Here is a 25,216-nt window from a genome sequence, read left to right as displayed (position 1 = left end):
ATAATCCTCATAGGCGCCACTCCAGTATCGGGATGCGCAGTCCCACCGCGTTCGAAGGGCTCAACCTGCCCTCAGACACCCGCGGCTGACCTCACCGACGGTGTCCGTGCAAGCGGGGGAAGCTCACGTCGCGTCGCCGGGTTCGATGTCCAGTACTTCGCCACCGTCGAACCGCAACGCCGCCTGGCGCCGCACCTGCACATGGCCACCCGCGGCACGATCCCGCGTGCCGAGCTGCGCCAGATCGCGGCGGCCACCTATCACCAGGTGTGGTGGCCCATGGCCGACGAGGCGGTCTATGCGGGCGAGAACCTGCCGGTCTTCGACGAGGGCACCGGCAACTACGTGGATCCGGCCACGGGCGAAGTGCTGCCCACCTGGGATGAGGCGCTGGACGCGCTGGACGCCGACCCGAACGCGGAACCGATGCACGTGGTCCGATTCGGGCCGCAAGTGGACGCCAAGGGCGTGGTGGCCGGCACCGATGACGCCGACCGGTGCGTGCGCTACCTGGCGAAGTACCTCACCAAGGACATCGCCGAATGCCACGCCGTGGAGAGCGACTCGCAACAGCGCCACGTTGACCGGCTCGTGGAAGCGCTGCGGTTCGAACCCTGCTCGCCGAAGTGTGCGAACTGGCTCCGGTACGGCATCCAACCGGACGGGGCCAAAGCGGGCATGGCTCCGGGCTACTGCCGCTCCAAAGCGCATCGACGCGAACACCTCGGCTACGCCGGACGCCGCGTCCTGGTCTCCCGAAAGTGGTCGGGAAAGACCGTCGCCGACCACAAGGCGGACCGGCTGCGCTGGGTGCTGGAATCGCTCGGTGTGGATCCCGACGCCGACCCCGACGAGGGCCAGGGCGACGGCGCCGCTCCCGCGCTCGCCTCCGTCTCCTCCGGCGATCACGCCTGGGAACTCGCCCGGCCCACCGATCCCGACGTCCCGCCCCGCGAACACCGCCTTCTCCGGGCGGTCGGCGAAGCGCTCAAACGCCGCGCCCAGCTCGACGCCGCTCGGCAACAGCACTCCGACAAGGATCTTTCGGCAATTCCGGAAAGGGCCGCATGAGCACAGCCGCGACCGCTCACTTCGCTCCGTCCCGTACCGCCACAGGAAAGACGACCGGCGCCCGCAACTCTCCGGTGGCTCAGCTCTGGTCGGTGCGCGAAACCGCGGAATACCTCTGCGTCCCTGAGCGCACGCTCTACCGCTGGCGCTACATGGAAACCGGTCCGCCGTCGCACCGCGTCGGGCGCTACGTGCGCTACGTCCCCGACGAGGTGCACGCCTGGGTTCTGCAACAGCCCTGAACCGTCGGACAGCAGGAAAGGAGCGGCCCCGATGGCTCGGGCCTGGGTCAACGACCTGCAACAGAACAAGAAGTACCGGGATGCGGTGGCCAATGCCAAGGCGGCGAAGCGCCAAGTCCCCAACCGGTGGATGGTCCGCTACTACGATCCGACCGGCCGCATCCGAAGTGCCGGCACCTTCAAGAAGAAGCCTGAAGCGGAGAAGCGCCGGTCCGAGATCGAAAACCAGATCTCCGAGGGCGCGTACCGTGATCCCGCGCTCGGCAAGGTGCGCGTGGAAACCGTCGCCGAGTCCTGGTGGAGATCCAAGACCGACCTTGAAGAGGGCTCGCGCAATCTCTACCGCGACCACTTGGACAACTACGTCCTCCCGCGCTGGGGCGGCGTCCGCGTTTCGGCAGTGCGCTATCAGGACGTGGCGGACTGGGTGCTCACGCTCCAGACAGAACCCCGCAAGGGCGGCGACAAGCCGATCAGCGCCGCGACCATCCGGGGCGTTCACCTGGTGCTGCTCTCGGTCCTGGAATGGGCGGTCCGAAGCGAGTTCATCACCCGCAACCCGGCGCGCGGCGTTCCGCTGCCCAAACTGCCGCCGCGCGGTCACGTCTACCTGTCACACGTCGACGTGGAACGGCTCGCTCTGGCTTCCGGCAAACACGCGACGCTCGTCCGCTTCTTCGCTTATACGGGCCTTCGCTGGTCCGAAGCGTCGGCGCTGACCGTGGGGCGGCTGAACCTGGGCAACCGACGCGCGCACATCGACCGGGCTTACAAGGACAACAAGGGGAAGCTGACGCTCGGCCAACCCAAGAAAGGCGAGGTCCGTTCGGTGCCCGTTCCGGCTTTCCTCGTCGCCGACCTGCGGGACCTCGTCGGCGAGCGCTCGGCGGATGAGCTGCTGTTCACCGCTCCGCGCGGCGGGCCGATGTGGCTGCGCAACTGGCGTCCGCGCAACTTCAACAAGGCAGTCAAGGCGGCGGGCCTCGGCGGGCGCGGGCTCACTCCGCACAAGCTGCGGCATACCGCCGCGTCGCTGGCGATCGCCGCCGGGGCGGACGTCTACGTCGTGCAGACGATGCTCGGGCACCGCAAGCCCAGCATCACCCTCGACACCTATGGGCATCTCTGGCCGGACCGGCTTGACGAGGTGGCTGACGCGCTCGGCTCCACGCGTGCGGCGCATCTGGCCAGCCTCGCCGAGTCAGAAGCCGCCGCCTAAGCGATCGCTGTCTATGTGCAGAAAATGTGCATCCGCCGCTCGGTCCCGCCGGGCGGCGGTGCCGTGCCAAGGTTCTGACCTGCGCTTCCGGACACGAAAAGAGCCGACGAGGGGACTTGAACCCCTAACCCCTCGCTTACAAGGCGAGCGCTCTGCCAATTGAGCTACGTCGGCCTGTGCGCCCCGCAGCGCTGCCAGGGGGCGCACAGTCGCATCGTACCGGGTTCGCGTCAGTGCCCGGGCTGCGTGGACGCCGATCGGCGGCGGGTGATCTCGTAGAGTGCGACTCCCGCGGCGACCGAGGCGTTGAGGGACTCGGCGCCGCTGATCGGAATGCGGGCGACCTGGTCGCAGGTCTCGCGGACGAGGCGCGAGAGGCCCTTGCCCTCCGAGCCCGCCACGATGACCAGCGGGTCGGCGGCCACGTCCAGGGACGCCAGTTCGGTCTCGCCGCCGCCGTCGAGGCCGGCGACGAAGACTCCCTCGCTCTTGTAGCCGTTGAGCGTGCGGGTGAGGTTGGTGGCCTGGGCGACGGGGAGGCGGGCCAGGGTGCCCGCGGAGGTCTTCCATGCGGCGATGCCCACCCCCGCGGCGCGGCGCTCGGGGATCAGCAGGCCGTGCGCGCCGAACGCAGCCGCCGAACGGGCCACGGCGCCGAGGTTGTGCGGGTCGGTGACCCCGTCCAGCGCCACGATGAGCGGCGGAACGCCGGTCTCCTCGGCCGTGGACCGGGCGGCGTCGAGCAGGTCCTCGGGGTTCCAGTAGCGGTACGGCCGCGTCTGCAATGCGAGCCCTTGATGGGCGGCACCGGGCTGGCCCTGGCTGTCGCAGCGCCGGTCCAGCTCCGTCCGGGAGACCTCGCGCACCTCGAGACCGGCGTCACCCGCGAGCCGTGCCGCTTCGGTGATGCGCTGGTCCTGGTCCAGGCTGTTGGCCAGGAACAGCCGCTTGGCGGGCAGCCCGGCACGCAGCGCCTCCAGGACCGGGTTGCGCCCGACCAGCAGGTCGGGGGTGCCGCCGCGGGTTCCGGGCTCGGCGGCCGCGGCGCGGGGCGGCGCCGTCGGTGCTCCCGGCTTCGCCGCGCCCTTGGGCGGCTGCTTGGCCGGGGTCTTCGCGGGGGCCTTGGCCGCGTTCTTCGTCGAGCGGCGCGACTTCTCGGAGTACCAGTGGCGCTCCTCGGCCGGAAGCGTCCCCTTCTTTCCCTCCAGGGAGCGCTTCCCCTTGCCGCCGCTGCCCTTGGTGGGGCCCTTCTTGCTCTTCTTCGCCGGCATGGCCTGCTGTCCTCACCCTTCGGTTACCGCTGGTGTCGGCCCGCCGCCGCCCCGGTCGCGGGGCCGCTGCGGGCGCGAAAGCTCTGCTGCTCCGGCGGCCCGCCGACGGCGTTGCCGTCCGCGGCGCCGGTACTCGGGCCGCGCCCATCCGCCGGGTCGGCCCTTCGGTCTGCGATGTGCTGCCGGCCGCCGGTTCGCGGCCCGCACCCGCGGGAGGCGCCGACGCTCTCCGGCGTCCGGCCGCAGCGAATGCGGCTCCCCTCCATGGTCGCCGATGGCAGCGGGTGGCCGCGCCATCGGCGGCGCGCGCCGAGGGCGCCGCCGGAGGAAAGCGCCGGTGCGGCGGCACGCCGACCGCGGGCCGCCGACCGCGCGGGAGCGGCGGTGCGGCGCGGCCGCGCGCTGGCCGGCGCGGTGCATCGGCCCGATCAGTCCCGCCGGAGCTCCCAGCGCGGGCCGCGCGGGGTGTCCTCGACGACGATGCCGGCAGCGAGCAACTGGTCGCGGATCGCGTCGGCGGCCACGTAGTCCTTGCGCCGGCGCGCGGCCTGGCGCTGGTCGAGGGCGACCGCGACGAGCGAGTCGACGACGTCGCGCAGTCCGGACCCGCTCCCGCTCGCCGACCAGGTCTCGGAGAACGGGTCGAGCCCGAGCACGTCCAGCATGGCGCGCACCCGGCCGCCGAGCTCGGCGAGGCGCTCCTTGGCTCCTTCGGCGATCGCTGTGTTCCCCTCGCGGACCAGGCCGTGCACGACCGCCAGCGCCTGGGAGGCACCGAGGTCGTCGTCGAGCGCCTCGGCGAACGCATCGGGTACCTCCGCGGCGCGCTCGACGGTGCCCGCGACCTCGCTCGCGCGGGTCAGGAAGCCCTCGATCCGCTGGTAGGCGGCCGCGGCCTCGTACAGCGCGTCGTCGGAGTAGTCGATGACCGACCGGTAGTGGGCCTGTGCCAGGTAGTAGCGCAGCTCGACCGGGCGGACCTTGCGGACCATCTGCGGGATGAGCAGGGAGTTGCCCAGCGACTTACTCATCTTCTCGCCGCTCATGGTGAGCAGCCCGTTGTGCAGCCAGTACCGGGCGAAGCCGTCGCCGGCGGCCTTGGATTGGGCGGTCTCGTTCTCGTGGTGCGGGAAGACGAGGTCGAGCCCGCCGCCGTGGATGTCGAACGAGCTGCCCAGGTACTTGGTCGACATGGCCGAGCACTCCAGGTGCCAGCCCGGGCGTCCGCGGCCCCACGGGGTGTCCCAGCTGGGCTCGCCCGGCCGGGCGCCCTTCCAGAGGGCGAAGTCGCGCGGGTCGCGCTTGCCGCCGTCGTCAGCGGTGTCGCAGGCGCCGCGCATCTGTTCGATCCGCTGGTTGGACAGCTCGCCGTAGCCGGGGAAGGAGCGCACGTCGAAGTAGACGTCGCCGGAGCCGTCGCCGGCCGGGTAGGCGTGGCCGCGGTCGATGAGCCGGTGCATCAGCTCGATCATCTCGGGGACGTGGCCGGTGGCGCGCGGCTCGACCGTGGGCGGCAGGCAGCCCAGGATGTCGTAGGCGGAGGTGAAGGCGCGCTGGTTGCGCTCGGCGACCTCCCACCACTCGACGCCCTCGGCCGCGGCGACGTGGATGATCTTGTCGTCGATGTCGGTGACGTTGCGGCACAGGACGACCCGGTAGCCGCGGTACTCCAGCCAGCGCCGCAGGATGTCGAAGTTCACGCCCGACCGGATGTGGCCGATGTGCGGCGGCGCCTGCACCGTGGCGCCACACAGGTACAGCGAGGCGCACCCCTCACGCAGGGGTGTGAAGTCGCGGACCTGGCGGGCACTGGTGTCATAGAAGCGCAGACTCACACCGCCCAGGGTAGCGGTTCGGCGGTTTGCCACGGGCGCACTCTCCACAGCAGACCGGCCCTCGCGCCGAGCCGGCGGCGTGACCTCCGGAGCCGTCCCTGTGCCCTAACCGCCGCGCCCCATCCGCGGGCCCGCCGAACGCCGGCTCCCGCCGCAGGCCGGAGCGGGGCGACGGGAATCCGAGTATCGGGCATCCGCAATTCCACGGGCCGTGCCCCGATATTCCGTGCGCGTTGTCCCGCGACCGCCGTCGATCCATGATCCCTTCTGCCTGCCTTCCGGCCTCGACCGGGAGGAACGCGGCCGGGCCGCGCCACGCGGCACGGCAGTCGCCGATGCGGCCGGTTTCGGGCGATACGCAAACTCGTGTCGGCCGCGCTCGCTGGGCTACGCTTCTGCGCACGATGGCCGTTAAAAGCTCCTCCAGATCCGCAGGTCCGCGTTCTGCGCCCGAGGCGCAGCACTCCGGCTCGCCGGCGGCCGCGATGCTGTTCACGGCGTTCGGCGTGCTGGTGATCGCCGGCTGCGCAGTTCTGCTCTCTTACAACGGCGTGTACCAGATCGCCGTGCAGGGCAACGTCGACGCGCGCTACGCCCATCTGTATCCCGGCGTCTTCACGCTGCTCGTGCTCATGGCGCTGTGGACGAGCTACGTGCTGCGCACCGCCCCGCGCGCGCGGCGGCTGTGGGCCGACGGGCTCATCGTCCTGTTGGTCGCCGTCGCCGCGGGCGCGAGCGCGCTGGAGGCCGGCGGGCTCGTGCTGGTGCCCGGCGTCGCGATGGTCGTCGCCGCGGTCGCCCCCTGGCTGGCGCTGCTGGTCGCCTTCCGGCTCTTCCTGTCGGTGGTCATGCACCTGCGCGGCGAGGTACCCGGCACCGGCCCCCGCCGCCCGCGCGAGCGGCGCCGCGGCCGGAACCGCGCCGAGGACGAGCACGAGGACGAGCCGGAGCCCACGGTCCCGGTCGCGGCTGCTGAGCAGGACACCCGACCGCTGGGCGACCTGCTGGAGGAGGAGCCCCCGCCGCAGGCGGCCGCGACCGAGGCGCCGCCGCAGCGGCACGGCGCAGGGCGGACCCCGCCTCCGCGCGCCCCCGAGCCCGCGGACTTCCGCGACCCCGGCCCGCAGCGCCCGCGCCCGGAGCCCGCCGACCGCCCCAGCCGTCCCGAGCGCGCCGACCGGCCCGAGCCGCCGGAACCGCCCGAGGAGCCCGCTCCGCCGCGCGAGCGCAGGGGCAAGCGCCCCGGTCTCTTCGCGCGCCGCCCCGCCGAGGAGACCGGGACCGCCGCCGAGAGTCCCGCCGGGGCCGGCCCGCACCGCTCCGAGGAGACCGAGCAGGCCGCCGGCGCACCCGAGCCGGACGACTCCGGCTCCGCCGCCGCGTCCGCCCCGCTGTGGCCCGCTGCCGCCGCTCCTGTACCCGCAGACCGTCCGGTCGACGATGACGAGGACGCGCGGCCGATCGCCGGTGTCCCGAGCGCACACACGAGCGGGTCGGAGGACTCCGACGACTGGGCGTGGGACGACGCCGAGGACGACTCCGGCCGCGGGCCGACCCCTCCCGTGTCCGACGGCGCCGGAGCCGGAGGCAGCCCGGGCCGCCCTGCGGAGGCGGAAGGGGAGCCCGCCGGCGCCCTCGGCACCGCGCCCCTGCAGTCGGTCCCCGGCACCGCTGGCGAGCACGGCGCCGCTGCGACCGACGCGGGACCGCTCTCCGCAGGCGACGGACCCGCAGGGGACGCGGCCGACACAGCGGAGAACGCGCGCGACCTTCCCAAGCGCGAACCCGGCGCCGCCGAGAACCCGATCAAGCGCGCCGCCGACGCCCCGCCGGTTCCCGAGCCCCTCGGCGCCGCGGACCGGGGCGCCGGGCCGTCCCGGTCCGCGGTCCCGGGGGTACCGGCCGAGGACGTCGAGGGCTTCGTGCACGACCTGCCTCCGGGCGACCCGACCAACGACGAGGCCGAGCCCGACAGGAGCGCGCCCTCTTCTTCGGCCGGACCCGACGCCGAGGAGACCGGCGGCGCCCAAGCCAGCGCTTCCGGAACCGAGCGGTTGGACCGGCCCCGAAGCGACTTCTCCTCCGCGGCGCCCCCGATCGAGAAGCGCCCGATGGTCCTCAAACCGCGCCGGACACCGCCCCGTGAGGCGCCGTCCCCGATTCCCGCGGAGCCGCCCTCCAAGCGGGTCCGCAGCGAACCCAAGCCGCCCGAGGAGTAACCCGGCCGCCCGGGCGGGCGGAGGAGGGACCCGCCACGTCCCGGACGCCGGCACGGCACCGCGACGAGGCCCGCCTTCGGGAATGGACCGGCCTGTATTTCGGTCGGCGCTCTCCGCGGCGCTGAATCGGCCTCCATGTGGCGAACTGGCCACAGATTTGTCCGTAATGTGAGACAGATCCGCCGAAACTATGATGTGCGGTTGATTTCAGCTCCGGGTCGTTCTCACATCGCGGAATTGCTTCCGCGCTTCAGACCGCTCCGGAACCGGTTCCGCACCTGTCCTCCGGCACGCACAACGCCGTCGCGATGGCCGCCACACCCTCGCCGCGGCCGGTCAGGCCCAGCCCGTCGGTCGTCGTCGCCGACACCGTGACAGCGGCGCCCAGCGCCGCCGACAGCACGCCCTCGGCTTCGGCGCGGCGCGGGGCGAACTTGGGCCGGTTGCCGATGATCTGGACCGCGACGTTGCCGATCCCGAAGCCGGCCGCCCGCACCCGCGCCGCGGTCTCGGCGAGCAGGTCCGCGCCTGAAGCGCCTTTCCAGCGCGGGTCGCCGGTGCCGAACTGGCTGCCCAGGTCGCCCAGCCCGCACGCGGAGAGCAGGGCGTCGCAGGCGGCGTGCGCGGCGACGTCGCCGTCGGAATGGCCACTGACACCCGTTTCGCCCGGCCATTCCAGGCCCGCGAGGAATAGAATTCTTCCGGACATGAAAGGGTGGACGTCGGTACCGACGCCCACCCTCGGAATTCTTGACATGAATGCAGTCGTTTTTCGGTGCTATGTCAGTTCGTGAGGACTTCGTCGAGCAGCGCTTCGGCCTTGTCCTCGTTGGTCTTCTCCGCGAGTGCGAGTTCGCTCACGAGTATCTGGCGCGCCTTGGCGAGCATCCGCTTCTCACCCGCGGAGAGCCCGCGCTCCTTGTCGCGCCGCCACAGGTCGCGGACGACCTCTGCGACCTTGTTCACGTCGCCGGAGGCGAGCTTCTCCAGGTTCGCCTTGTAGCGCCGCGACCAGTTCGTGGGCTCCTCGGTGTGCGGTGCGCGCAGGACTTCGAACACCCGGTCGAGGCCGTCCTGCCCGACCACGTCGCGCACTCCGACGTCCTGGGCGTTCTCCGCCGGTACGCGTACTGTGAGATCACCCTTGTCAACCCGGAGAACGAGGTAGGACCTATCCTCACCCTTAATGGTGCGAGTCTCGATCGCCTCAATACGAGCAGCCCCATGATGGGGGTAGACAACGGTGTCGCCGACCTTGAAAGTCATGTGACAAGTACCCCTTCCGCTACCACCAGGATACCACGAATCTGTGACTTAACGTACCTATTGGCTTTACGTACGCGCAGGTCAGTGCCGCATTCGGGGTCTTGACAAAGCCCCTGCCAGGTGCTTCCGGGGCGCCCGGAATGGGTACCCGACAGCGGCCGGAGCCGCGGCCACCGCGTGACCGCACGCCCCTCTGGTCGGCACACGCAGGATGCCCGGAGGAGCCCTTCCCTCCTCCATGGTCTCACTTCGGTCACAGGTGCGCGCAACGGGTCGGCAAAGAGGCGGCGCGGCCTGCGCACCCCCGGCTCACGCGGGGTAGCGGGCGGCACGTTCCGCCATCCGGAGGCAACCCGCGGGAAGGAGGGGCGATTCGCCCGGCGCGCGGCCGGGCAGGTCGGTCGCCCCTCCCCGGCGTCGTGCGGTCGGGCTAGGTTTCCGACTCGTAGTCCTTGGGCCGCTCCCCGGTCACCATGTAGACGAGGTTGTCGGCGACGTGCACCGCGTGGTCGCCGAAGCGCTCGTAGAACCGGCCGGCCAGGGTGACGTCCATGGCGGCCTCGACGCCCTGCTGCCAGCCCGGGTCGAGGATGCGGGTGAGCAGGCGGCGGCGGAGCCGGTCCATGCGGTCGTCGTCGGAGTCGAGCTCAAGGGCGGTCTCGGCGTCGCGCTGGCTGACGACCTCGCCTGCCTTGATGACCAGAAGTTCGGCCTGGTGCCCCATCTCCAGCACGATGGAGCGCAGCTCCGCGGGAATGGCGGAGTCGGGGTGGCGCCGCCGGGCGATCTTGGCGATGTGCACCGCGTGGTCGCCCATCCGCTCCAGGTCGCCGGCCATGTGCAGTGACGTGATGATGATGCGCAGGTCGCGTGCTACCGGCTGCTGCCGGGCCATCAGGTCGAACGCAGTTGCCTCGATGTCCTCGTCGAGCCGGTTGAGCTCCTCGTCACCCGAGATGACCTCCTGCGCCGCGTTGAGATCGGCGTCGAGCAGGGCGGTGGTCGCACGGGCGACCGCGTGCCGGGCAAGCCGCGTCATCTCGACGAGGCGCTCACTGAGGGAGTCGAGTTCCTCATGATACGTATCGCGCATGGTTCACATCGTCCCAGTTCGTAGCTTAAGCATTGCGGAAGCGTCGGTGAATAGTCGCAGAACCTCGGTTGTAACCCGTGGTCAGCAGGGTAAGGCAGCGGCTTTGCGGCTTACGATCGAAGCGTGCAAGGAGAACTGCTCGCCGCGATAGCGGGACTGGTGGGCCTCGTGACGGGCGTCGCGGCGGGCCTGGCGTTCCGCATCAGCGAATCGGGCGGCACCCGCGCCAGGGAGCAGCCCCGCCAGGCGGAGCTCCCGGCCGGGATCGCCGAGGTGCTGGCAGCCCTGCCGTCCTCGGCGGTCGTTCTCGACCCAGCCGACCGTGTGCTGCGCGCCAGCTCCGCGGCCCGCGCCTACGGCATCGTCCGCGGCGAGGAGCTGGTCATCAGCGACCTCCTCGCCCTGGCGCGGCAGGTGCGCCGCGACGGCGTCATTCGCGAGACCGAGATCGAGGTGGCCGTGCGCAAGTTCGGCCCCGACTCCACCTCGTTCGCCGTGCGGGTGGCGCCCCTTGGCGGCACCGGACTGGTGCTCGTCCTGGCCGAGGACCAGACCGAGCGGCGGCGCGTCGAGGCGGTCCGCCGCGACTTCGTCGCCAACATCAGCCACGAGCTCAAGACTCCGGTCGGCGCCCTGTCCCTGCTCGCCGAGACGATCGCCGACGCCAGCGACGACCCCGAGGCGGTCCGCCGCTTCACCGGGCGCATGCAGCAGGAGTCAGCCCGGCTGACCAGCGTGATCCAGGACCTGATCACACTCTCCCGGATCCAGGGCGCCGAGCCGATGGCCGAGCCCGGCCGGGTCCCCGTCGAGGTGGTGGTCGACGAGGCGATGGACGCCGTACGCACCGCCGCCGAGACCAAGGAGATCGAGCTCGTCGCCAGCGGCACCGTGGGCGCTGTGGTGCTCGGCGACGAGGGCCTGCTGGTGACCGCCATGCGCAACCTGGTGGCCAACGCCGTCGCCTACAGTCCCGAACGGACCAGGGTGTCGGTCTCGGTCGAGGCCGAGAGCGACATGGTGGAGATCAGCGTCGCCGACCAGGGGATCGGAATCCCCGCGCAGGACCTGGAACGCATCTTCGAGCGCTTCTACCGTGTCGACGCGGCCCGCAGCCGGGCGACCGGAGGCACGGGCCTGGGGCTGGCGATCGTGAAGCACATCATGACCCACCACCGCGGTGAAGTCACCGTGTGGAGCAAGGAGGGCTCGGGCTCGACGTTCACGCTGCGTCTGCCCAACGCCCAGACCCGGGAGCGTCCCAGCTCCGGTGAAAGACCGAATCAGGAGGCAGCACAGTGACGCGTGTACTCGTCGTTGAGGACGAGGAATCCTACAGCGATGCCCTCTCGTACATGCTGCGCAAAGAAGGGTTCGAGGTCGCGGTCGCACCGACCGGAACGGTGGCGTTGGAGGCTTTCGACCGGACCGGGGCCGACCTGGTGCTGCTCGACCTGATGCTCCCGGGCCTGCCCGGCACGGAAGTGTGCAGGACGCTGCGGCAGAAGTCCAACGTCCCGGTCATCATGCTCACGGCCAAGGACAGCGAGATCGACAAGGTCGTCGGCCTGGAACTGGGCGCGGACGACTACGTGACCAAGCCGTTCTCCTCCCGCGAGCTGGTCGCGCGCATCCGGGCCGTGCTGCGCAGGCGCGGCGAGGACGAGGCCCTGCTGCCCACGGCGCTGGAGGCCGGTCCGGTCCGCATGGACGTGGAGCGGCACGTGGTGACGGTGCGCGGCGAGCACATCCAGCTTCCGCTCAAGGAGTTCGAGCTGCTGGAGGTACTGCTGCGCAACGCCGGCCGGGTGCTGACGCGGATGCAGCTGATCGACCGCGTCTGGGGTGCCGACTACGTGGGCGACACCAAGACCCTCGACGTCCACGTCAAACGGCTCCGGGCGAAGATCGAGAACGACCCCGGCAACCCGGAGTTCATAGTGACCGTGCGCGGCCTGGGTTACAAGTTCGAGCCGGTGGGCGAGGAGTAGCCCGGCGCCGGGACGTGCGGAGGCGGCCCTGCCCACGCCGCCGGGACCGGCCGGAGGCCGGCTGTTCACACCTCGACGACGACGGTGAACGGCCCCTCGTTGGTCAGCGACACCGACATCTGCGCCCCGAACACCCCGGTCTCGACGTGTGCGCCGAGATTGCGCAGCTCCGCGACGACGGCGTCGACGAGCGGCTCGGCCACCGGCCCGGGCGCCGCCGCCTGCCAGGTCGGCCGGCGGCCCTTGCGCGCGTCACCGTAGAGGGTGAACTGGCTGACGACCAGCAGCGGCGCGCCGATGTCGGAGCACGACGCCTCGCCGTCGAGGATGCGCAGGCCCCACATCTTGGCGGCCAGCCGCTCGGCCTCGGCGGCGGTGTCGGTGTGGGTGACGCCGACCAGGGCGAGCAGCCCCGGCCCGGTGATCTCGCCGGTGACCTCGCCGTCGACGGTCACCGAAGCGTGCGCGACCCGTTGCAGGACCGCCCGCATGGGCTTCCTCCTCGTCGTTTCGGGCTCGTTGTTTCGGGCTCGTTGTTTCGGGCTCGCCGTGCCGGTCCGCCGCCTCCGCCCCCGCCGCGGCGGACCGGGGGCGGGGCCGCGGCCGGCATCCGCAGCGCTCGCGAGCGGGGCGGCGTGTGCCGGCTCAGTCGAGGGTGCGGAACTGCCGCGTGTTCGAGATCACCCCCGTCAGCGTCAGCGCGAAGGACTTGATGGAGTCGGCGAAGTCCTGCAGCCGCCAGTCGTCGGGGCCGCTGTACCAGGGCAGGCCGTCAGCGGCGTCCTCGCTGCCGGCCGCGGCCAGGACGGCCGCCCACCGGTCCACGTTGTCGAAGATGATCGCGTACGGCAGGTAGCGGGAGAAGACGCTCACCCGGTGCTCGGACGGCACGTCCTCGGCGTCGGCGCTGAGCAGGTAGGACCGGAAGCCGAGGGTGTGCGCGAAGACCACGCTGCCCTGCCGGGTCTTCGCGGGCATGAACTGGGCGCCCACTGTCACCGCTGCGCCCGCGATGATGACGGCCAGCCCGGTGAAGGCCGCCTTGGTGAACACGGCGAGGACGACGGTCAGCACAAGGCCGAGCACGGTGATGGCGATCCCGGCGCTGGCCCAGCGGTTGCGCTCCAGGTTGGGCCGGTTGGCGAACCACTTGAGGCGCACCATGTCGCGGTACAGCTCCTCGCGCACCCCGGCCAGCCGCGAGGGGAGCCCGCTGCGGCCCAGCTCGGAGAGCTTGACCCGGTGCGCGTCGTGGAAGAGGGCGTCGAGCAGCATCCGCTCGTAGCCCAGCAGGTCGTCGTCGGGCGGAGGGCACTTGTCCAGCCGCCAGTCGGTGGCCGAGAACTGCGCGTGCGGGAGCTCGCGGATGGTCAGGTGGCCGCGCACCGCCAGGTCGACGACGGTGGCGGTGATGTCGACCACGTCGGCCTGCTCGTCGATGAGCGTACCGATCTGCCCGGGGTGGACGTCGTCGGGCGGGCGGAAGCGGACTCCGCCGGCGCCGGACTCGGAGGCGTCCACCGGTGTGCTGTCGCCCGCGGCCGCCTCGGTGCGCAGGGCGCGCTCGTCGCGCCCGCGGATGCGGATCAGCGCGATCAGCACGCCCACCGGCACGAGCAGCAGGACTCCGAAGACCGCGGCCGTACCCGGTGTGATCGCGAAGGACGACTGGAGGGACCAGTCGCGGTCGACGATCGCCTCCCCGCCGATCGCGCCCGCCGGGTAGCCCGCGACCACGTGCAGCGTCTCGCCGGGCTCCATGTCGGTCTGCAGGAAGCGGGCGCGCACGGCCTCGTGGCCGCCCATGTCGGAGGAGGTGCAGTAGATGGAGCTGCGCGCCCGGCCCGCTGTGCAGGACAGCGCCCTCGGCGGCACGGCGGCGTCGACGACGACCGTGGTCTCGGCCACGGTGCGGCTGTAGCCGCCGACCGCGGTCCACTCCATCTCGGTGCCGCCGCCTACGGGGTCGACGGCGCCGCGGACCGTGTAGCGCAGCACCGCTTCGGAGCGCCCCGAGGTGTCCATCCGCACGTCGAGGGTGTCGCCGCGGTCGTCGGTCGTGACGGGAACCTCGCGCCCGGATCCGTCGACGGCCGAGATTGCCGTGACCTCGTAGATGCGGCTGTGGTCGGCGTCGTAGGGCTCGCGCACGGAGAACGTGCGGACGAACTCCGCGGGCGGGTCCTGGCCGAAGGAGAGCGACTCCTCGGCGCGCAGCACCCCGTTGTCGTCCAGGTTCAGCCGGATGTCGTTGGTGATCTGCCGTTGCGCGTCGTCGGGCAGGGACGCGGGCAGCGACTGCGCGGCCGGCGGGGCCGCGCTCTCCTGCGCCGAGGCGGCACCCGGAGCGCACAGCACGAGCAGCGCCCCGACCGCTGCCGCCGCCCGTGCGATTCCAACCCGCCACATGAGGTGAGAGCCTATCGTTCGGCGTCGTCCCGAGCGTAGGCGCGCGGTCCGCGGCGCATGCGCCCGCGGCCGGTATCGGCCCGGACCTGCGCATCCCACCACGACCCGTCATAATCGTGATCGGCGCGGATGCGGGCGTATCCGGGCGGCACAGCACATCCGAGGGGGAGGTGGCACAGCGGGTGGCCCTACGCACCGGGGCAGCAGGCCCGAAGACGCTTCGCGGGCGGCAGAGGGCCGGCGGCGACTACGCACTCCCCGAATACGCGCCGCGGCCGCGCCAGCGGATCAACCTGAGTGTCGCGCTCGTGCTGTTCGCCGGGCTGACCGCGATCGGCTTCGCAACGTTCGTCAGCGTCTCCGCGCTGTTCGGTCCCTCCGCCCACGCCGCGCCCGCGGTGCCCGGCACCGGGGCGGCGCCGGTCTCGAACGGGCGACCGGCGGGCCCCGGCACCGGCGCCCTCACGGACAACCCCCTCTACTCCAGCGGAAGCATGACGCAGGTCACCTGTCCCGCGCCCGCGCTCGACCCGGACGATCCGGAGTCGATGGAGGACTTCCTGCACGAGATCACCGACTGCCTGGACACCGCCTGGCGCGAGCAGTTCGCCCGCACCGGCACCGAGTTCGACGCCCCCAGCCGGATCTACTGGTACACCTCGGGCCAGAGCCCGTGCGGCAGTTATCCCACGGCGGGCACGGCCGCGTTCTACTGCCAGGCGAATGAAGGGCTTTATCTGGGTATCCAGGACATTGTGGAGAACTCGGCCGAGACCAAGAGCCCCGAGGCGTACACGTTCCTACTGAGCCACGAATACGCGCACCACGTGCAGGGCGAGGCCGGGATCCTCGGCCGCTTCCACGGCGTGCGCGCCGACCGGGACGACGACGCGGTCGAGGACCGCCTCACCCGGCGCAACGAGCTCCAGGCCAACTGCCTGGGCGGGCTGTTCCTGGGCGCGGTCGAGGACGGCTACCCCGTCGGTTCGCAGAAGTACGCCGGCATCCTCGACGACGCCGAGCGGCGCGGCGACTTCGACCCCGGCGAACGCACCCACGGCACACCGGCCAACGGCCGGATGTGGACCGCCCACGGCATGGACCGGGGCGACCCCGCGGCATGCAACACCTGGGCGGCACGGAAGGACCTGGTCGAGTGAGCACCCAGTCGAGCGCGCGTGCGGCGGCCCCGGCCGAAGCACGGCGGTTGCGCTGAGCCGGTCGGCGGATCGCGTATGCGGGCGTACTCCGGGCCATCCGGCGGGCGGGGCGGCGGCACCTCCGGCCGCCGGACCGCGCTCTATGCGGCGCTGGCCGCGCTGCTGCTGGGGCTCGCGCTGCTCACCGTCGTCGCGACCGACGGCGGCGACGGGTCCGACGCGGAGTCCGCCTCCTCGTCGGGCCGGGCCGATCCCGACCTGTCCGGAGCACCGGCGGCGAGTGCCGACACCCACCGACCCACCGGGCGGTCGGCCCTGGTCGACAACCCGTTGTACGCGACGGGCGAGCTCATGCCGCTGCCGTGCCCCGCGCCCGGCATGGACGTCCACGACCGGGACTCCGTCGAGAACTTCCTCGACACCGTCGCCGACTGCCTGGACGACGCCTGGGCCCGCCAGTTCGAGGAGGCCGGCATCCCCTTCGAGCCGCCGAAGCGGGTCTTCTGGAGCAAGGGCGGCTCCAGCCCGTGCCGCGAGTACCCCTCGTCCGCCGGCGCGTTCTACTGCCGGACGGTGAAGAGCATCTACATCGGCACCAGCGACGTGGTCGAGAAGTGGGGCGGCAACGAGCAGAGCGCGGTCTACGCTTCCCTGCTCGCCCACGAGTACGGACACCACGTCCAGGGTGAGGCCGGGCTGCTGGAGTACTACCACGACCAGCGCGGCAAGGAGCCTTCGCAGATCCTTCGCAACGAGTGGACCCGCAAGAGCGAACTGCAGGCCAACTGCCTGGCCGGGGTCTTCCTGGGCGCCGTCGAGGTCAGCTACCCGCTTGAGAGGGGCGACGTCGACGCCGTTCTCGACGACGCCGCCGCGACGGCCGACCGGGCCGGCGCTGCGGAGGCGGAGCGCACCCACGGCTCCGCCGAGAACAGCGTGCTCTGGCTGGAACACGGCCTTGAGCAGGAGGCGCCGGGCGCCTGCAACACGTGGTCGGTCGAGGACGAGTCGGTGGTGCAGTAGGCCCCGCAGCCGGGTGCGAATCCACCCGCAGCGGACGGGGGCCGCATGCGAGAATCGGCGCCATGCCGGAGACGCGGGCGGTCGAACTTCGGGTGCACGGAGTGAGCGGAGGACAGGCCGAAGAGCTGCTGGACGTCGAACCCGCGGTGCGGGTCTGCGGCGACCCGCTCGCGGGGTTCTTCCGCTGGCGGCGCAGGCCCGACACCGAGACCGTACCCGGCCTGGCACGCGAGATCTTCGCCTGGGGCAAGCTGACCTCGGGGCGCTCCTCGCGCGCGCTGTGGCTGCTGCTCCTGCCGTTCCTGCTGGTCAACATCGCCTACTGGATGCGGCCCGCCCGCAGCAGTCAGGCGCCCTCGCGCGGGACGGCCGCGGCCGAGCACGTCTACAGAGCGGCCGCGCGCCTGCTGGCGCTGAGCCTGACGGCGCTTCTGGTGGTGGCGGCAGCCGGCGTCGGCATGGACCTCGTCGGCTGGCAGTGCGCCGGCTACGGTCGGCGGTGCGCCGAGCTGCGGCCGCTGCTCGGCATGCTCGCCGCACCGGGCGCGCCCCTGGCCGAGCCGGCGCGTGCTCTGGCCGCGGGCGCGCTGCTGCCGATGGCGGTGATCGCGGTGCTGTGGCTGGTGTCGCGGCGCAGCGGCCCGCACACGGTGCCGGAGGCGCTGCCCGAACCGGCGCCGCGGCCCGAGGCACCGCTGAGCGCGCCGGACTTCTGGCGGGCCGACGCCATCACGGCGCGGCTGCGCTCGGCCCACATCGCGGTGGCGGTCTCGGCCGTCGCCTTCCTGCTGGCCGCGCCGGCCCTGCACTATGACGGCGCCTCGGGGCGCGGCCTGGCGGCGGGGCTGCCGATCGCGGGGCTGCTGGCGGCGACCGCCGTGCTCGGCGCGGCCGGCGCCGTGGTACCGGGCTCGACGCCGGCGTCGCACCGCCGCGCCGATACCGCGTGCCGCCTCCTGCGGAACACGGCCCTGGCGCTGCTCGCCGCCGCCCTCGTCTACGCCCTGTGGCCGCGCCCGGGGTGGACGGCCCAGGGAGCGCTGCCCTGGTACTCGACCGTGCTGAACGCGCTGCTCGCCGTGCAGTGCGTGCTGGGTGCGCTGCTGTCGGCCGCCGCTCTCGTCCTCCACCGCAGGGCGGGCGCGCCCGCCCGGGTGCCGCTGGCCGGGACGGCGGGACCGGCGGCGGCCGTCCTGGGCGCCCTGCTCGGCGGCGCCCTGTCGGCCGCGGTGGTCTACCAGGCGGCCGGGTGGCTCGGCGGCTGCTATTACCCGGGTGCGCAGGCGGGCGGCTGCATCGTGCTGCAGCCCGCGGCCGCGTACTCCTGGCTGCAGCTCGCGTTCACCCTGGAGGCCGCGATCGCGCTGGTGTGCGCCGGTGCGGTGCTGGTCCTGCTGCGGCGGCGCGGGCGGCGCGAGGCCGAGACCGCGGCCGCGGCGTACGGGCGTGGGGTTGACGCGGAGCGCACCCGCGGCATCGCCCGAGCGCGGGCCTTCGGCGGCGTGGCCGAGTACCTGCCGCCGTCGCTGGCGGCCCTGTCGCTGCCGGTCGCGGCGCTGATCGGCCTGGTGCTGTTCTCGGTGTTCACGGGGCACCTGACAGCGGTGCCCGGCCAGGGCGGCGGCGCGGCCGCGCCGCCGCAGGCGGTGCTGACGGTGCTGGTGGCGGTCGGCTCGTTCCTTGGAGGCGGCTTCCTGCTGGCGCTGATGCTGGTCGGCGGCAGCGCCTACCGCGACGAGCCCACCCGGCAGGCGGTGGGGGTGCTATGGGACGTCGGCACGTTCTGGCCGCGGCTGGCGCATCCGCTGGCGCCGCCGAGCTACGGCGAGCGCGCGGTGCCGCAGCTGGCCGCACGGGTGACCGACATGGCCGACCGGGGCACCGATGTGGTGCTGTCCGGGCACTCGCAGGGGTCCGTGCTGGCGGCGGCCACACTGTGGCAGGTGCCCCCTCGGGTGCGCGAGAGCGTCGTGCTCATCACCCACGGCTCCCCGCTGTCGCGGCTGTACGCGCGCTACTTCCCGGCCTACTTCGGCCCGGTGGCCCTGGGCGACCTGCGTGAGCGCGCGTCGCGGTGGCGCAACCTGTGGCGCTGCACCGACCCGATCGGCGGCCCGGTGCTCGCCTCGGAAGACGGGCAGGTATGCGCTGTGGGCTACGCCGAGCCGCTGCCGGATCCGCGGCACTACGGGGTCCGCCCGGGAGAGGCGCTGTACCCGCCGATCCTGGGCCACTCCTACTACACCCGCGACGAGATGTACGCGGAGTCGGTGCGCCACGCGCGGGACCTGCTGGCCGAGGGGGCCCGCGGAGCCGGCGCGCCCGCAGTGCCCGCCGCGCGCAGCGGGGCAAGGGGGTCCTCGGAACCGGAGCGGCGCTCACCGCGGGAGGAGGGCCGCCGGACGGCGCCGCTGCGGGAGCCGGGGCTACCAGCGGCCGTAGGGCCCCTCGTTGCGCCCGATGCTGCGCACGGCGGGGCGGACGTCGAGCAGGTAGATGAGGGTGGCGATCAGCGCGATGAACACGAAGAACCGGATTGAGCTGAACACCGCGCTGAACGCGACGAAGGTCCCCACAGCGAGCAGGCCGACCCACAGCTTCTTGGTCTGCTTGTCCATGGCGGGGAAGGCCTGCGCGGGCGTGCGTGAGGCGTCCACCAGGGCGAACAGGCTGGTGACGAAGATCGCTACGTAGATGAGCCACCAAAGCATATCCAGGATGCCGAGCACAGAACGCTCCGAACCTCGTGGCGGATGGTCTGCCGGCGGCGCTGCCTCCGGCTTCTCCCAGACTAAACGCGCGGGCTCGGGAAATCGTGCCCGGCCGCCGACCGCCCCGCTTGCCCGGCCGGCGGCCGCCGCGGCGCCGCGGGGAGGCCGCAGCAGGCGCCCGAGGGGCGTGGGCGCCTAGAGCGGCAGGCTCCACAGCACCGTGATGGTGCACAGCAGGGCGACGGCGGCGCTGAGTACGGCGGTGGTCTGGCGGCGGGTGAGCTGCTTGGCCGGGTTCAGCAGCCGGGAGACGCGGGTGAGGACCTCGGGCTCGTCGGAGGTCACCGCCAGGGCTCCCGCGGGCACCGGCGAGGTCCCCGAGGCGCCGAAGCGCAGCAGCGCCATGGCCAGCTCCTTGGGGGAGCGCTCGCGCCGCGCCTGGTCGTCGGCGCACATCTCGATCAGCAGGGCGACGGCGCGGTAGTAGACCTCGACCATCCGCACGTGCGGGAACGCGCGCTTGAGCGAGGAGAACGGGAGCAGCACCAGGTCGTGGCGCTGGCGGAGGTGGGCGTGCTCGTGTGCGATGACGGCCGCGAGCTCGCTGCGGTCCAGCACGTCCAGAGCGCCGGCGCTGATGACGACCTCCGAGCGCAGCACGCCGGGCAGGCAGTACGCGGCGGCCGCGGGGTGGTCGAGGATGCGGGCGCCGGGCACCTCGGGGTCGTCGTGGGCGACCAGCCCGAGCAGGTCGTGGTGGCGGCGGCGCACGCGCAGCACCTGCACGAAGGAGGCCACGAGGCCGGTGAACAGGAGCAGCGTGAGGCTCACGGCCAGGATGACCGCCCCGACCTGGGTCGCGCCCAGGGTGGTGCCGGCGATCTCGGAGAGGTAGAGGTTGTGGGTGCCCGCGTCCGCGGCGAGCGCGAGCAGCCCGCCCACGACGCCGCGGCCGTAGGGGGCGAGCCCGAAGGCGAGCAGCGCCCCGATGGTGGAGAAGCCCCAGGCCAGGCCGAGTACCTGCCAGACGATGACGGCCACATAGGGCCCTCGGCGGGGCCACGAGGCCCGACGGAGCCGTGCCGCCGCCGCGAAGCAGCTGACGGCGATGGCGCTGAGCAGCGCGGCACTCACCATTCGGCTACGTCCTCGGCTCGTCGTCTTCCTCTAGAGCGCGCCGGAGCGCCTCGGCCTCACTGCCGTTCATGGACCTGACGAACGCCGCGAGGGCGGCGTCGCGGTCGCCGGTCTCGCCCAGGGCGTCGATCATGAGTTCCGACACGTAGTTCTCACGACTGGCGGCGGGACGGTAGCGCCATGCGCGCCCTTCGCGGTCCCGCGCCACGACACCCTTCTTCGCGAGCCGGTCGAGCACGGTCATGACGGTGGTGTGAGCGAGGTCGCGGTCGGCCAGAGCACGGCCCACATCGCGGACCGTCAGTGGCTCGTTCCGCTGCCACAGTACATCCATAACCGCGCGTTCGAGGTCGCCGAGCCGATTCATGACTCCAAGTCTACTCCCCGTAGTACTACACGCCGTCGCGACCCGCCTTCCGGGCCACTGAGCCGAGTTTTACCCCGCAATAGGGACGGGGATACCCGCATCCGCAGCTCCTTTCCGGGGGACCGGAGGCCGATGCGCTCGCCTTCGACACTGGTCGTCGTCCCGCTGCGGGCTGCGGCACGCCGGTGCCGGGTCCGCCCCATCCGGCGGCGGACCCGGCACCTTGCTCACCCGGCGCGGGCCGGTGCCGCCGGTTCCAGCGGGAAGTGGCAGGCGGCCGTGTGCGCGGGGTCCGCGCCGTGCGCCGCGGCGGCAGGGGCCTCCGCGGCGCAGAGGTCCTCGGCCCGCCAGCACCGGGTGCGGAACCGGCACCCCGACGGCGGGTCGACCGGCGAGGGCACCTCGCCGCGCAGCAGGATGCGCTCCCGGGAGGAGCCCTCCGCTTCCGCCGAGCCCACCGGCGACGGTGCCGAGGACAGCAGGGCCGCCGTGTAGGGGTGGCGCGGGTTGGCGTAGATCTCCTCGGTGCCGCCCGTCTCGACCACCCGGCCCAGGTACATCACCGCGACGCGGTCGGCGACGTGGCGCACCACCGAGAGGTCGTGGGAGATGAACACGTAGGACACGCCCAGCTCGCCCTGCAGTTCCGCGAGCAGGTTCAGCACCTGTGCCTGAACCGACAGGTCCAGTGCGGACACGGGCTCGTCGCACACGACGACGTCGGGCTCCAGCGCCAGCGCGCGGGCGATCCCGATGCGCTGACGCTGCCCGCCGGAGAACTCCTGGGGGTAGCGGCGGGCGTCGCTCTCCCGCAGCCCGACCAGCTCCAGCAGCCGCCGTACCCGCTTGTCCCGCTCGGCCCGGGGGACGAGGTCGCGGTGTGTCCGCCACGGCTCGCCGATGAGGTCGCCCGCGTTCAGCCGCGGGTTGAGGGAGGCGAAGGGGTCCTGGAAGACCATCTGCACGCGGCGGCGCCAGGCGAGAAGTTGCCTCCCGCGCAGCGCGAACGGGTCGGTCCCGTCGAAGCGCAGCGTGCCCCGGTCGGGCCGCTCCAGCATGAGCAGCACCCGGGCCAGTGTGGACTTGCCGCAGCCCGACTCCCCCACGAGCCCCAGCGTCTCGCCGCGCTGCAGGGTGAGGTCGACCCCGTCGAGTGCGCGCAGCGTGGTGCTGCCCGACGCGCTCCTGGGCACCTTGAAGCTCTTGGTCAGGCCGCTCGCCTGGAGCAGCGGCCCGGCCGCCGGCGGCGCGGCCTCAGGCATGCGCCACCTCCTTCCAGTAGTGGCAGGCCGCCGCACGGCCCTGGCCGGTCTCCTGCAGCTCGGGGCGGTGCGCGGCGCAGTCCGCGCGCGCAAGAGGGCAGCGGGTGCGGAACGCGCAGCCGGAGGGGATCGCCCGCAGGTCGGGCGGGCTTCCGGCGATGAACCGCAGCGGCTCGCCGCGGTTCTGGCCGCCCGGCACGGAATCGAGGAGCCCGCGCGTGTAGGGGTGGGCGGGGTCGGCGAAGACCTCGCCGACCGGGCCGGTCTCTACGACCGATCCGGCGTACATCACGGCCACGTGGTCGGCGTGCTCGGCGGCGACCGCGAGGTCGTGGGTGATGAGGACGAGCGCCGTGTCCTGCTCGGTGCGCAGGTCCCGCAACAGCTCCATGATCTGGGCCTGCACGGTGACGTCGAGGGCCGTAGTGGGTTCGTCGGCGAGCAGCACCGACGGCCGCAGCGCCACCGCCATCGCGATGAGCAACCGCTGGCGCATACCGCCGGAGAACTGGTGCGGGTAGGCGTCCACGCGCGAGCGCGGCTCGGGGATGCCGACCCGCTCCATGAGCTCGACCGCCTTGGCCTTGGCGGCCCTGCGGGAAGTCCTCTCGTGGATGCGGAAGGGCTCGGCGAGCTGCGTGCCCACTGTGAACACCGGGTTCAACGCCGTCAGCGCGTCCTGGAACACGATGGCCAGCCCGGGTCCGGCGAGCCGGCGCCGCTGTGCCGCGCTCAGCGCGAGCAGGTTGGAGCCGGTGAGGCGGATCTCGCCGCCGACCACGTCGGCGACCGGGTCGAGCAGCCCGGCGACCGCCTGCGCCGTCATGCTCTTGCCGCACCCGGACTCTCCGAGCAGCGCCAGCGTCTCGCCGGAGCGCACCGTGAAGCTCACGTCGCGCACGACGTGCGCGGTCCCCTCGGGGGTGCGGATGTCGACCGAGAGCCGGTCGACCTCCAGCGCCGCGGCGTCCGGCGTCGGCGCCGCCGCGGTGGTCTCCTTGGCCACACTCATGCCGCTCCCTCCTCTGTCGGTGCCCCGGCGCGGCGCCTGCTGCGCGGCACGGTCAACCGCCAGCGCTGGGCGGGGTCGGTCGCCAGCCGCGCCCAGGACGCCAGGGTGGTCGCCGAGACGGTGGTGATCACGATGGCCAGCCCGGGGAAGACCACGGTCCACCACGCCGTCTGCAGCTCCTGGCGGCCCTGCGCCACCATCAGCCCCCAGCTCAGGTCCGGGGGTTGGATGCCGATGCCGAGGAAACTCAGCGACGACTCCGTGAGCATCACGAAGCAGAAGTCGAGCGTGGCGACGGTGAGCAGCGTGGGCAGCACGGTCGGCGCGACGTGGCGGCGGATGATGCGGCCGCTGCGCGCGCCGAAGGTGCGGGCCGCGTCCACGAAGAGCCGGCTCTGCAGTTCGGCCGACTCGGCGCGGGCGGTGCGCAGGTAGACCGGAATACGGGCGATCGCGATGACCAGGATGATGTTGGCGATGCTGGGCGAGAACACGTAGAGGACGACGACCGCGAGCAGCAGCGAGGGAAAGCTGAGGATCACGTCGGCGATCCGCATGGACACGCTTTCGCGCCAGCCCCGGTGGTAGCCCGCCCACATCCCCCAGACCGAGCCGACGGTCAGCGACAGCAGCACCGCGGGCACCGCCACCATCAGTGTGGTGCGCGCGGCGACGACCAACCGGGCCGCGACGCTGCGGCCCAGCGAGTCGCTGCCGAGCACGAACGCCCAGCCGTTGTCGAGGGTGAACGGCGGCAGGTTGGTCGAGCGCAGGTTCTGCTCGGTGGCGAGGCCGCCGAGCAGGAGCGGCCCGAACACCGCTGCGGCGCCGATGGCCACCAGCACCAGGGCCGCCGCGAAAGCGAGGCGGTCCTTGAGCAGCAGGGCCGCCAGCCGCGGGGACCGCGGCTCCGGCGGCCCCTCCCCCGCGGAACCCGCGGGGGTCGGGGCGCGGGTTGCGACGGCTTCGTCGCCGGTGCGGCCGCTGCGGTCTGCGTGGGTCATGCCGGCACCCCCTGGCGGACGCGCGCGTCCAGCAGCGCGTAGCAGATGTCGATGAGGATGTTGAGGGCGAAGATCGTCAGTGCGGTCAGCAGCACCGCCGCCTGGAGCACCGCGAAGTCGCGCTCCAGGATCGAGTCGATCATCAGCTTGCCGATGCCCGGCCAGCCGAAGATCGTCTCGACGACCACCGCGCCGTTGATCATGCTGACGGTCAGGTCACCGGCGACTGTGAGCGCGGGCGCGGCGGCGTTGCGCAGGGCATGGCCGAAGATGACGCGCTTCTCGCCGGCCCCCTTGCTGCGCGCCACCTTGGCGTAGGGGGCCGACAGCGCCGAGACCATCGATCCGCGCACCACCTGGACGAGGACGCCGAACGGGCGGATGAGCAGCGTGGCGACCGGCAGGACCCACGCCGCCATCCCGTCCGTTCCCGAGGTGGGCAGCCAGTTCAGGGTCACCGCGAACACCAGCACGCACATGATGGCGAACCAGAAGTCCGGCACGCTCGCCGACGTGGACGACAGGAAGCCGGCGACCCGGTCGGCGAGCGAGTTCGGACGGTAGGCGGCCAGACTTCCGATCACCACGGCCGCCGCGATGGCGATGAGCATGGTCGTTCCGGCCAACTGCAGCGTGGCGGGGAACGCCTGCAGAACCGCCTGGGCGGCCGGTTGGGCGGTCCGCAGCGACTCACCGAAGTCCAGGCGGGCGATCTGGGCGAGGTAGTCGGCGAACTGCACGATCACCGGCTGGTCGAACCCGTTGCGGGCGGCGAACTCCGCCCGCATCTCGGGTGTGGCGCTGAGCGGCAGGTAGAGGTTGGCGGGATCGCCGGTCAACCGCGCCAGGAAGAACACGCCCAGGACCACCACGAGGAGCGGCACGGTGCTGGAGAGGATGCGGCGCCACAGGAAGGCGAGCATG

At 72.5% G+C, this 25,216-nt stretch carries 22 protein-coding genes, 1 tRNA gene and 1 pseudogene; 9 read left to right on the top strand and 15 right to left on the bottom strand.

Annotated elements, in window-relative coordinates; all coding sequences use genetic code 11:
• Window positions 1-126: 126 nt before the first annotated feature.
• The 3 genes and pseudogenes from RM446_RS20650 to RM446_RS20640 form a co-directional block, all read left to right on the top strand.
• Window positions 127-1,071: pseudogene (locus RM446_RS20650) on the top strand (replication initiator); the annotation flags it as partial.
• The gene (locus RM446_RS20645; RefSeq protein ID WP_398695584.1) at window positions 1,068-1,313 is read left to right on the top strand and encodes a helix-turn-helix transcriptional regulator; all 246 of its coding nucleotides are present in this window, start codon (window positions 1,068-1,070) and stop codon (window positions 1,311-1,313) included. The pseudogene RM446_RS20650 and the gene RM446_RS20645, both read left to right, overlap by 4 nt.
• Before the next feature lie 31 nt (window positions 1,314-1,344).
• Entirely contained in the window at window positions 1,345-2,532 is a 1,188-nt protein-coding gene (locus tag RM446_RS20640) for a site-specific integrase (protein WP_311547030.1), read from the top strand.
• A 101-nt stretch (window positions 2,533-2,633) separates the two neighbouring features.
• Here RM446_RS20640 and RM446_RS20635 read toward each other — a convergent pair.
• The 3 genes from RM446_RS20635 to cysS form a co-directional block, all read right to left on the bottom strand.
• Window positions 2,634-2,706: transfer RNA gene (locus tag RM446_RS20635), tRNA-Thr, on the bottom strand.
• 56 nt (window positions 2,707-2,762) lie between these two features.
• Window positions 2,763-3,803, bottom strand: a complete 1,041-nt coding sequence (gene rlmB, locus RM446_RS20630) for a 23S rRNA (guanosine(2251)-2'-O)-methyltransferase RlmB (protein ID WP_311547029.1) — start codon at window positions 3,801-3,803, stop codon at window positions 2,763-2,765.
• A gap of 428 nt (window positions 3,804-4,231) precedes the next feature.
• A complete protein-coding gene (cysS, locus tag RM446_RS20625; protein WP_311547028.1) occupies window positions 4,232-5,638 on the bottom strand; it encodes a cysteine--tRNA ligase in 1,407 nt (468 codons plus the stop codon).
• A gap of 404 nt (window positions 5,639-6,042) precedes the next feature.
• Here cysS and RM446_RS20620 point away from each other — a divergent pair, with 404 nt between their 5' ends.
• Window positions 6,043-7,857: a DUF2637 domain-containing protein gene (locus tag RM446_RS20620; RefSeq protein ID WP_311547027.1), complete on the top strand. Its 1,815-nt coding sequence runs from the start codon at window positions 6,043-6,045 to the stop codon at window positions 7,855-7,857.
• A 250-nt stretch (window positions 7,858-8,107) separates the two neighbouring features.
• Here RM446_RS20620 and ispF read toward each other — a convergent pair whose 3' ends face one another.
• The 3 genes from ispF to phoU form a co-directional block, all read right to left on the bottom strand.
• Window positions 8,108-8,614, bottom strand: a complete 507-nt coding sequence (gene ispF, locus RM446_RS20615) for a 2-C-methyl-D-erythritol 2,4-cyclodiphosphate synthase (RefSeq protein WP_311547026.1) — start codon at window positions 8,612-8,614, stop codon at window positions 8,108-8,110.
• A 26-nt stretch (window positions 8,615-8,640) separates the two neighbouring features.
• The gene (locus RM446_RS20610; RefSeq protein WP_311547025.1) at window positions 8,641-9,123 is read right to left on the bottom strand and encodes a CarD family transcriptional regulator; all 483 of its coding nucleotides are present in this window, start codon (window positions 9,121-9,123) and stop codon (window positions 8,641-8,643) included.
• 430 nt (window positions 9,124-9,553) lie between these two features.
• Entirely contained in the window at window positions 9,554-10,216 is a 663-nt protein-coding gene (gene phoU, locus RM446_RS20605) for a phosphate signaling complex protein PhoU (RefSeq protein WP_311547024.1), read from the bottom strand.
• Between the two features lie 123 nt (window positions 10,217-10,339).
• Here phoU and RM446_RS20600 point away from each other — a divergent pair, with 123 nt between their 5' ends.
• Together RM446_RS20600 and RM446_RS20595 are read left to right on the top strand one after the other, a co-directional pair.
• Window positions 10,340-11,518, top strand: a complete 1,179-nt coding sequence (locus tag RM446_RS20600; protein WP_311547023.1) for a sensor histidine kinase — start codon at window positions 10,340-10,342, stop codon at window positions 11,516-11,518.
• Entirely contained in the window at window positions 11,515-12,207 is a 693-nt protein-coding gene (locus RM446_RS20595; protein ID WP_311547022.1) for a response regulator transcription factor, read from the top strand. Before RM446_RS20600 ends, RM446_RS20595 begins: the two co-directional genes overlap by 4 nt.
• A gap of 65 nt (window positions 12,208-12,272) precedes the next feature.
• On the opposite strand, the gene dtd is transcribed toward RM446_RS20595, so the two are convergent.
• Entirely contained in the window at window positions 12,273-12,698 is a 426-nt protein-coding gene (gene dtd / locus RM446_RS20590; protein WP_311547021.1) for a D-aminoacyl-tRNA deacylase, read from the bottom strand.
• A gap of 154 nt (window positions 12,699-12,852) precedes the next feature.
• Window positions 12,853-14,616: a DUF2207 domain-containing protein gene (locus RM446_RS20585; RefSeq protein ID WP_311547020.1), complete on the bottom strand. Its 1,764-nt coding sequence runs from the start codon at window positions 14,614-14,616 to the stop codon at window positions 12,853-12,855.
• A gap of 182 nt (window positions 14,617-14,798) precedes the next feature.
• On the opposite strand from RM446_RS20585, the gene RM446_RS20580 reads away from it, so the two are divergent.
• From RM446_RS20580 to RM446_RS20570, 3 genes are all read left to right on the top strand, one after another.
• A complete protein-coding gene (locus RM446_RS20580) occupies window positions 14,799-15,776 on the top strand; it encodes a neutral zinc metallopeptidase (RefSeq protein ID WP_311547019.1) in 978 nt (325 codons plus the stop codon).
• A gap of 75 nt (window positions 15,777-15,851) precedes the next feature.
• Complete coding sequence (locus tag RM446_RS20575) at window positions 15,852-16,799, top strand: neutral zinc metallopeptidase (protein ID WP_311547018.1); 948 nt, start codon at window positions 15,852-15,854, stop codon at window positions 16,797-16,799.
• A 62-nt stretch (window positions 16,800-16,861) separates the two neighbouring features.
• Window positions 16,862-19,339 (top strand): hypothetical protein, encoded by a 2,478-nt coding sequence (locus RM446_RS20570; RefSeq protein ID WP_311547017.1) that lies wholly within the window; start codon window positions 16,862-16,864, stop codon window positions 19,337-19,339.
• Here the strand turns inward: RM446_RS20570 and RM446_RS20565 are convergent.
• From RM446_RS20565 to RM446_RS20535, 7 genes are all read right to left on the bottom strand, one after another.
• The gene (locus RM446_RS20565; RefSeq protein ID WP_311547034.1) at window positions 19,226-19,519 is read right to left on the bottom strand and encodes a DUF2516 family protein; all 294 of its coding nucleotides are present in this window, start codon (window positions 19,517-19,519) and stop codon (window positions 19,226-19,228) included. The genes RM446_RS20570 and RM446_RS20565 overlap by 114 nt on opposite strands.
• A gap of 186 nt (window positions 19,520-19,705) precedes the next feature.
• Window positions 19,706-20,647, bottom strand: coding sequence for a M56 family metallopeptidase (locus RM446_RS20560; RefSeq protein ID WP_311547016.1), 942 nt, complete (start codon window positions 20,645-20,647; stop codon window positions 19,706-19,708).
• 4 nt (window positions 20,648-20,651) lie between these two features.
• A complete protein-coding gene (locus RM446_RS20555; protein ID WP_311547015.1) occupies window positions 20,652-21,014 on the bottom strand; it encodes a BlaI/MecI/CopY family transcriptional regulator in 363 nt (120 codons plus the stop codon).
• 227 nt (window positions 21,015-21,241) lie between these two features.
• On the bottom strand, window positions 21,242-22,276 hold the full coding sequence (locus RM446_RS20550) for an ABC transporter ATP-binding protein (protein ID WP_311547014.1): 1,035 nt from the start codon (window positions 22,274-22,276) through the stop codon (window positions 21,242-21,244).
• Window positions 22,269-23,288, bottom strand: a complete 1,020-nt coding sequence (locus tag RM446_RS20545) for an ABC transporter ATP-binding protein (protein ID WP_311547013.1) — start codon at window positions 23,286-23,288, stop codon at window positions 22,269-22,271. Before RM446_RS20545 ends, RM446_RS20550 begins: the two co-directional genes overlap by 8 nt.
• Window positions 23,285-24,292, bottom strand: a complete 1,008-nt coding sequence (locus RM446_RS20540) for an ABC transporter permease (protein WP_311547012.1) — start codon at window positions 24,290-24,292, stop codon at window positions 23,285-23,287. The genes RM446_RS20545 and RM446_RS20540 overlap by 4 nt, the downstream gene beginning before the upstream one ends.
• A complete protein-coding gene (locus RM446_RS20535) occupies window positions 24,289-25,215 on the bottom strand; it encodes an ABC transporter permease (RefSeq protein ID WP_311547011.1) in 927 nt (308 codons plus the stop codon). Before RM446_RS20535 ends, RM446_RS20540 begins: the two co-directional genes overlap by 4 nt.
• Window position 25,216: the final 1 nt, after the last annotated feature.

It is taken from the genome of Streptomonospora wellingtoniae (assembly GCF_031845375.1).
Taxonomy (GTDB): domain Bacteria; phylum Actinomycetota; class Actinomycetes; order Streptosporangiales; family Streptosporangiaceae; genus Streptomonospora; species Streptomonospora wellingtoniae.
Note: the sequence above shows the minus strand (reverse complement) of the source record. Positions and strands in the feature narration are given on the sequence as shown.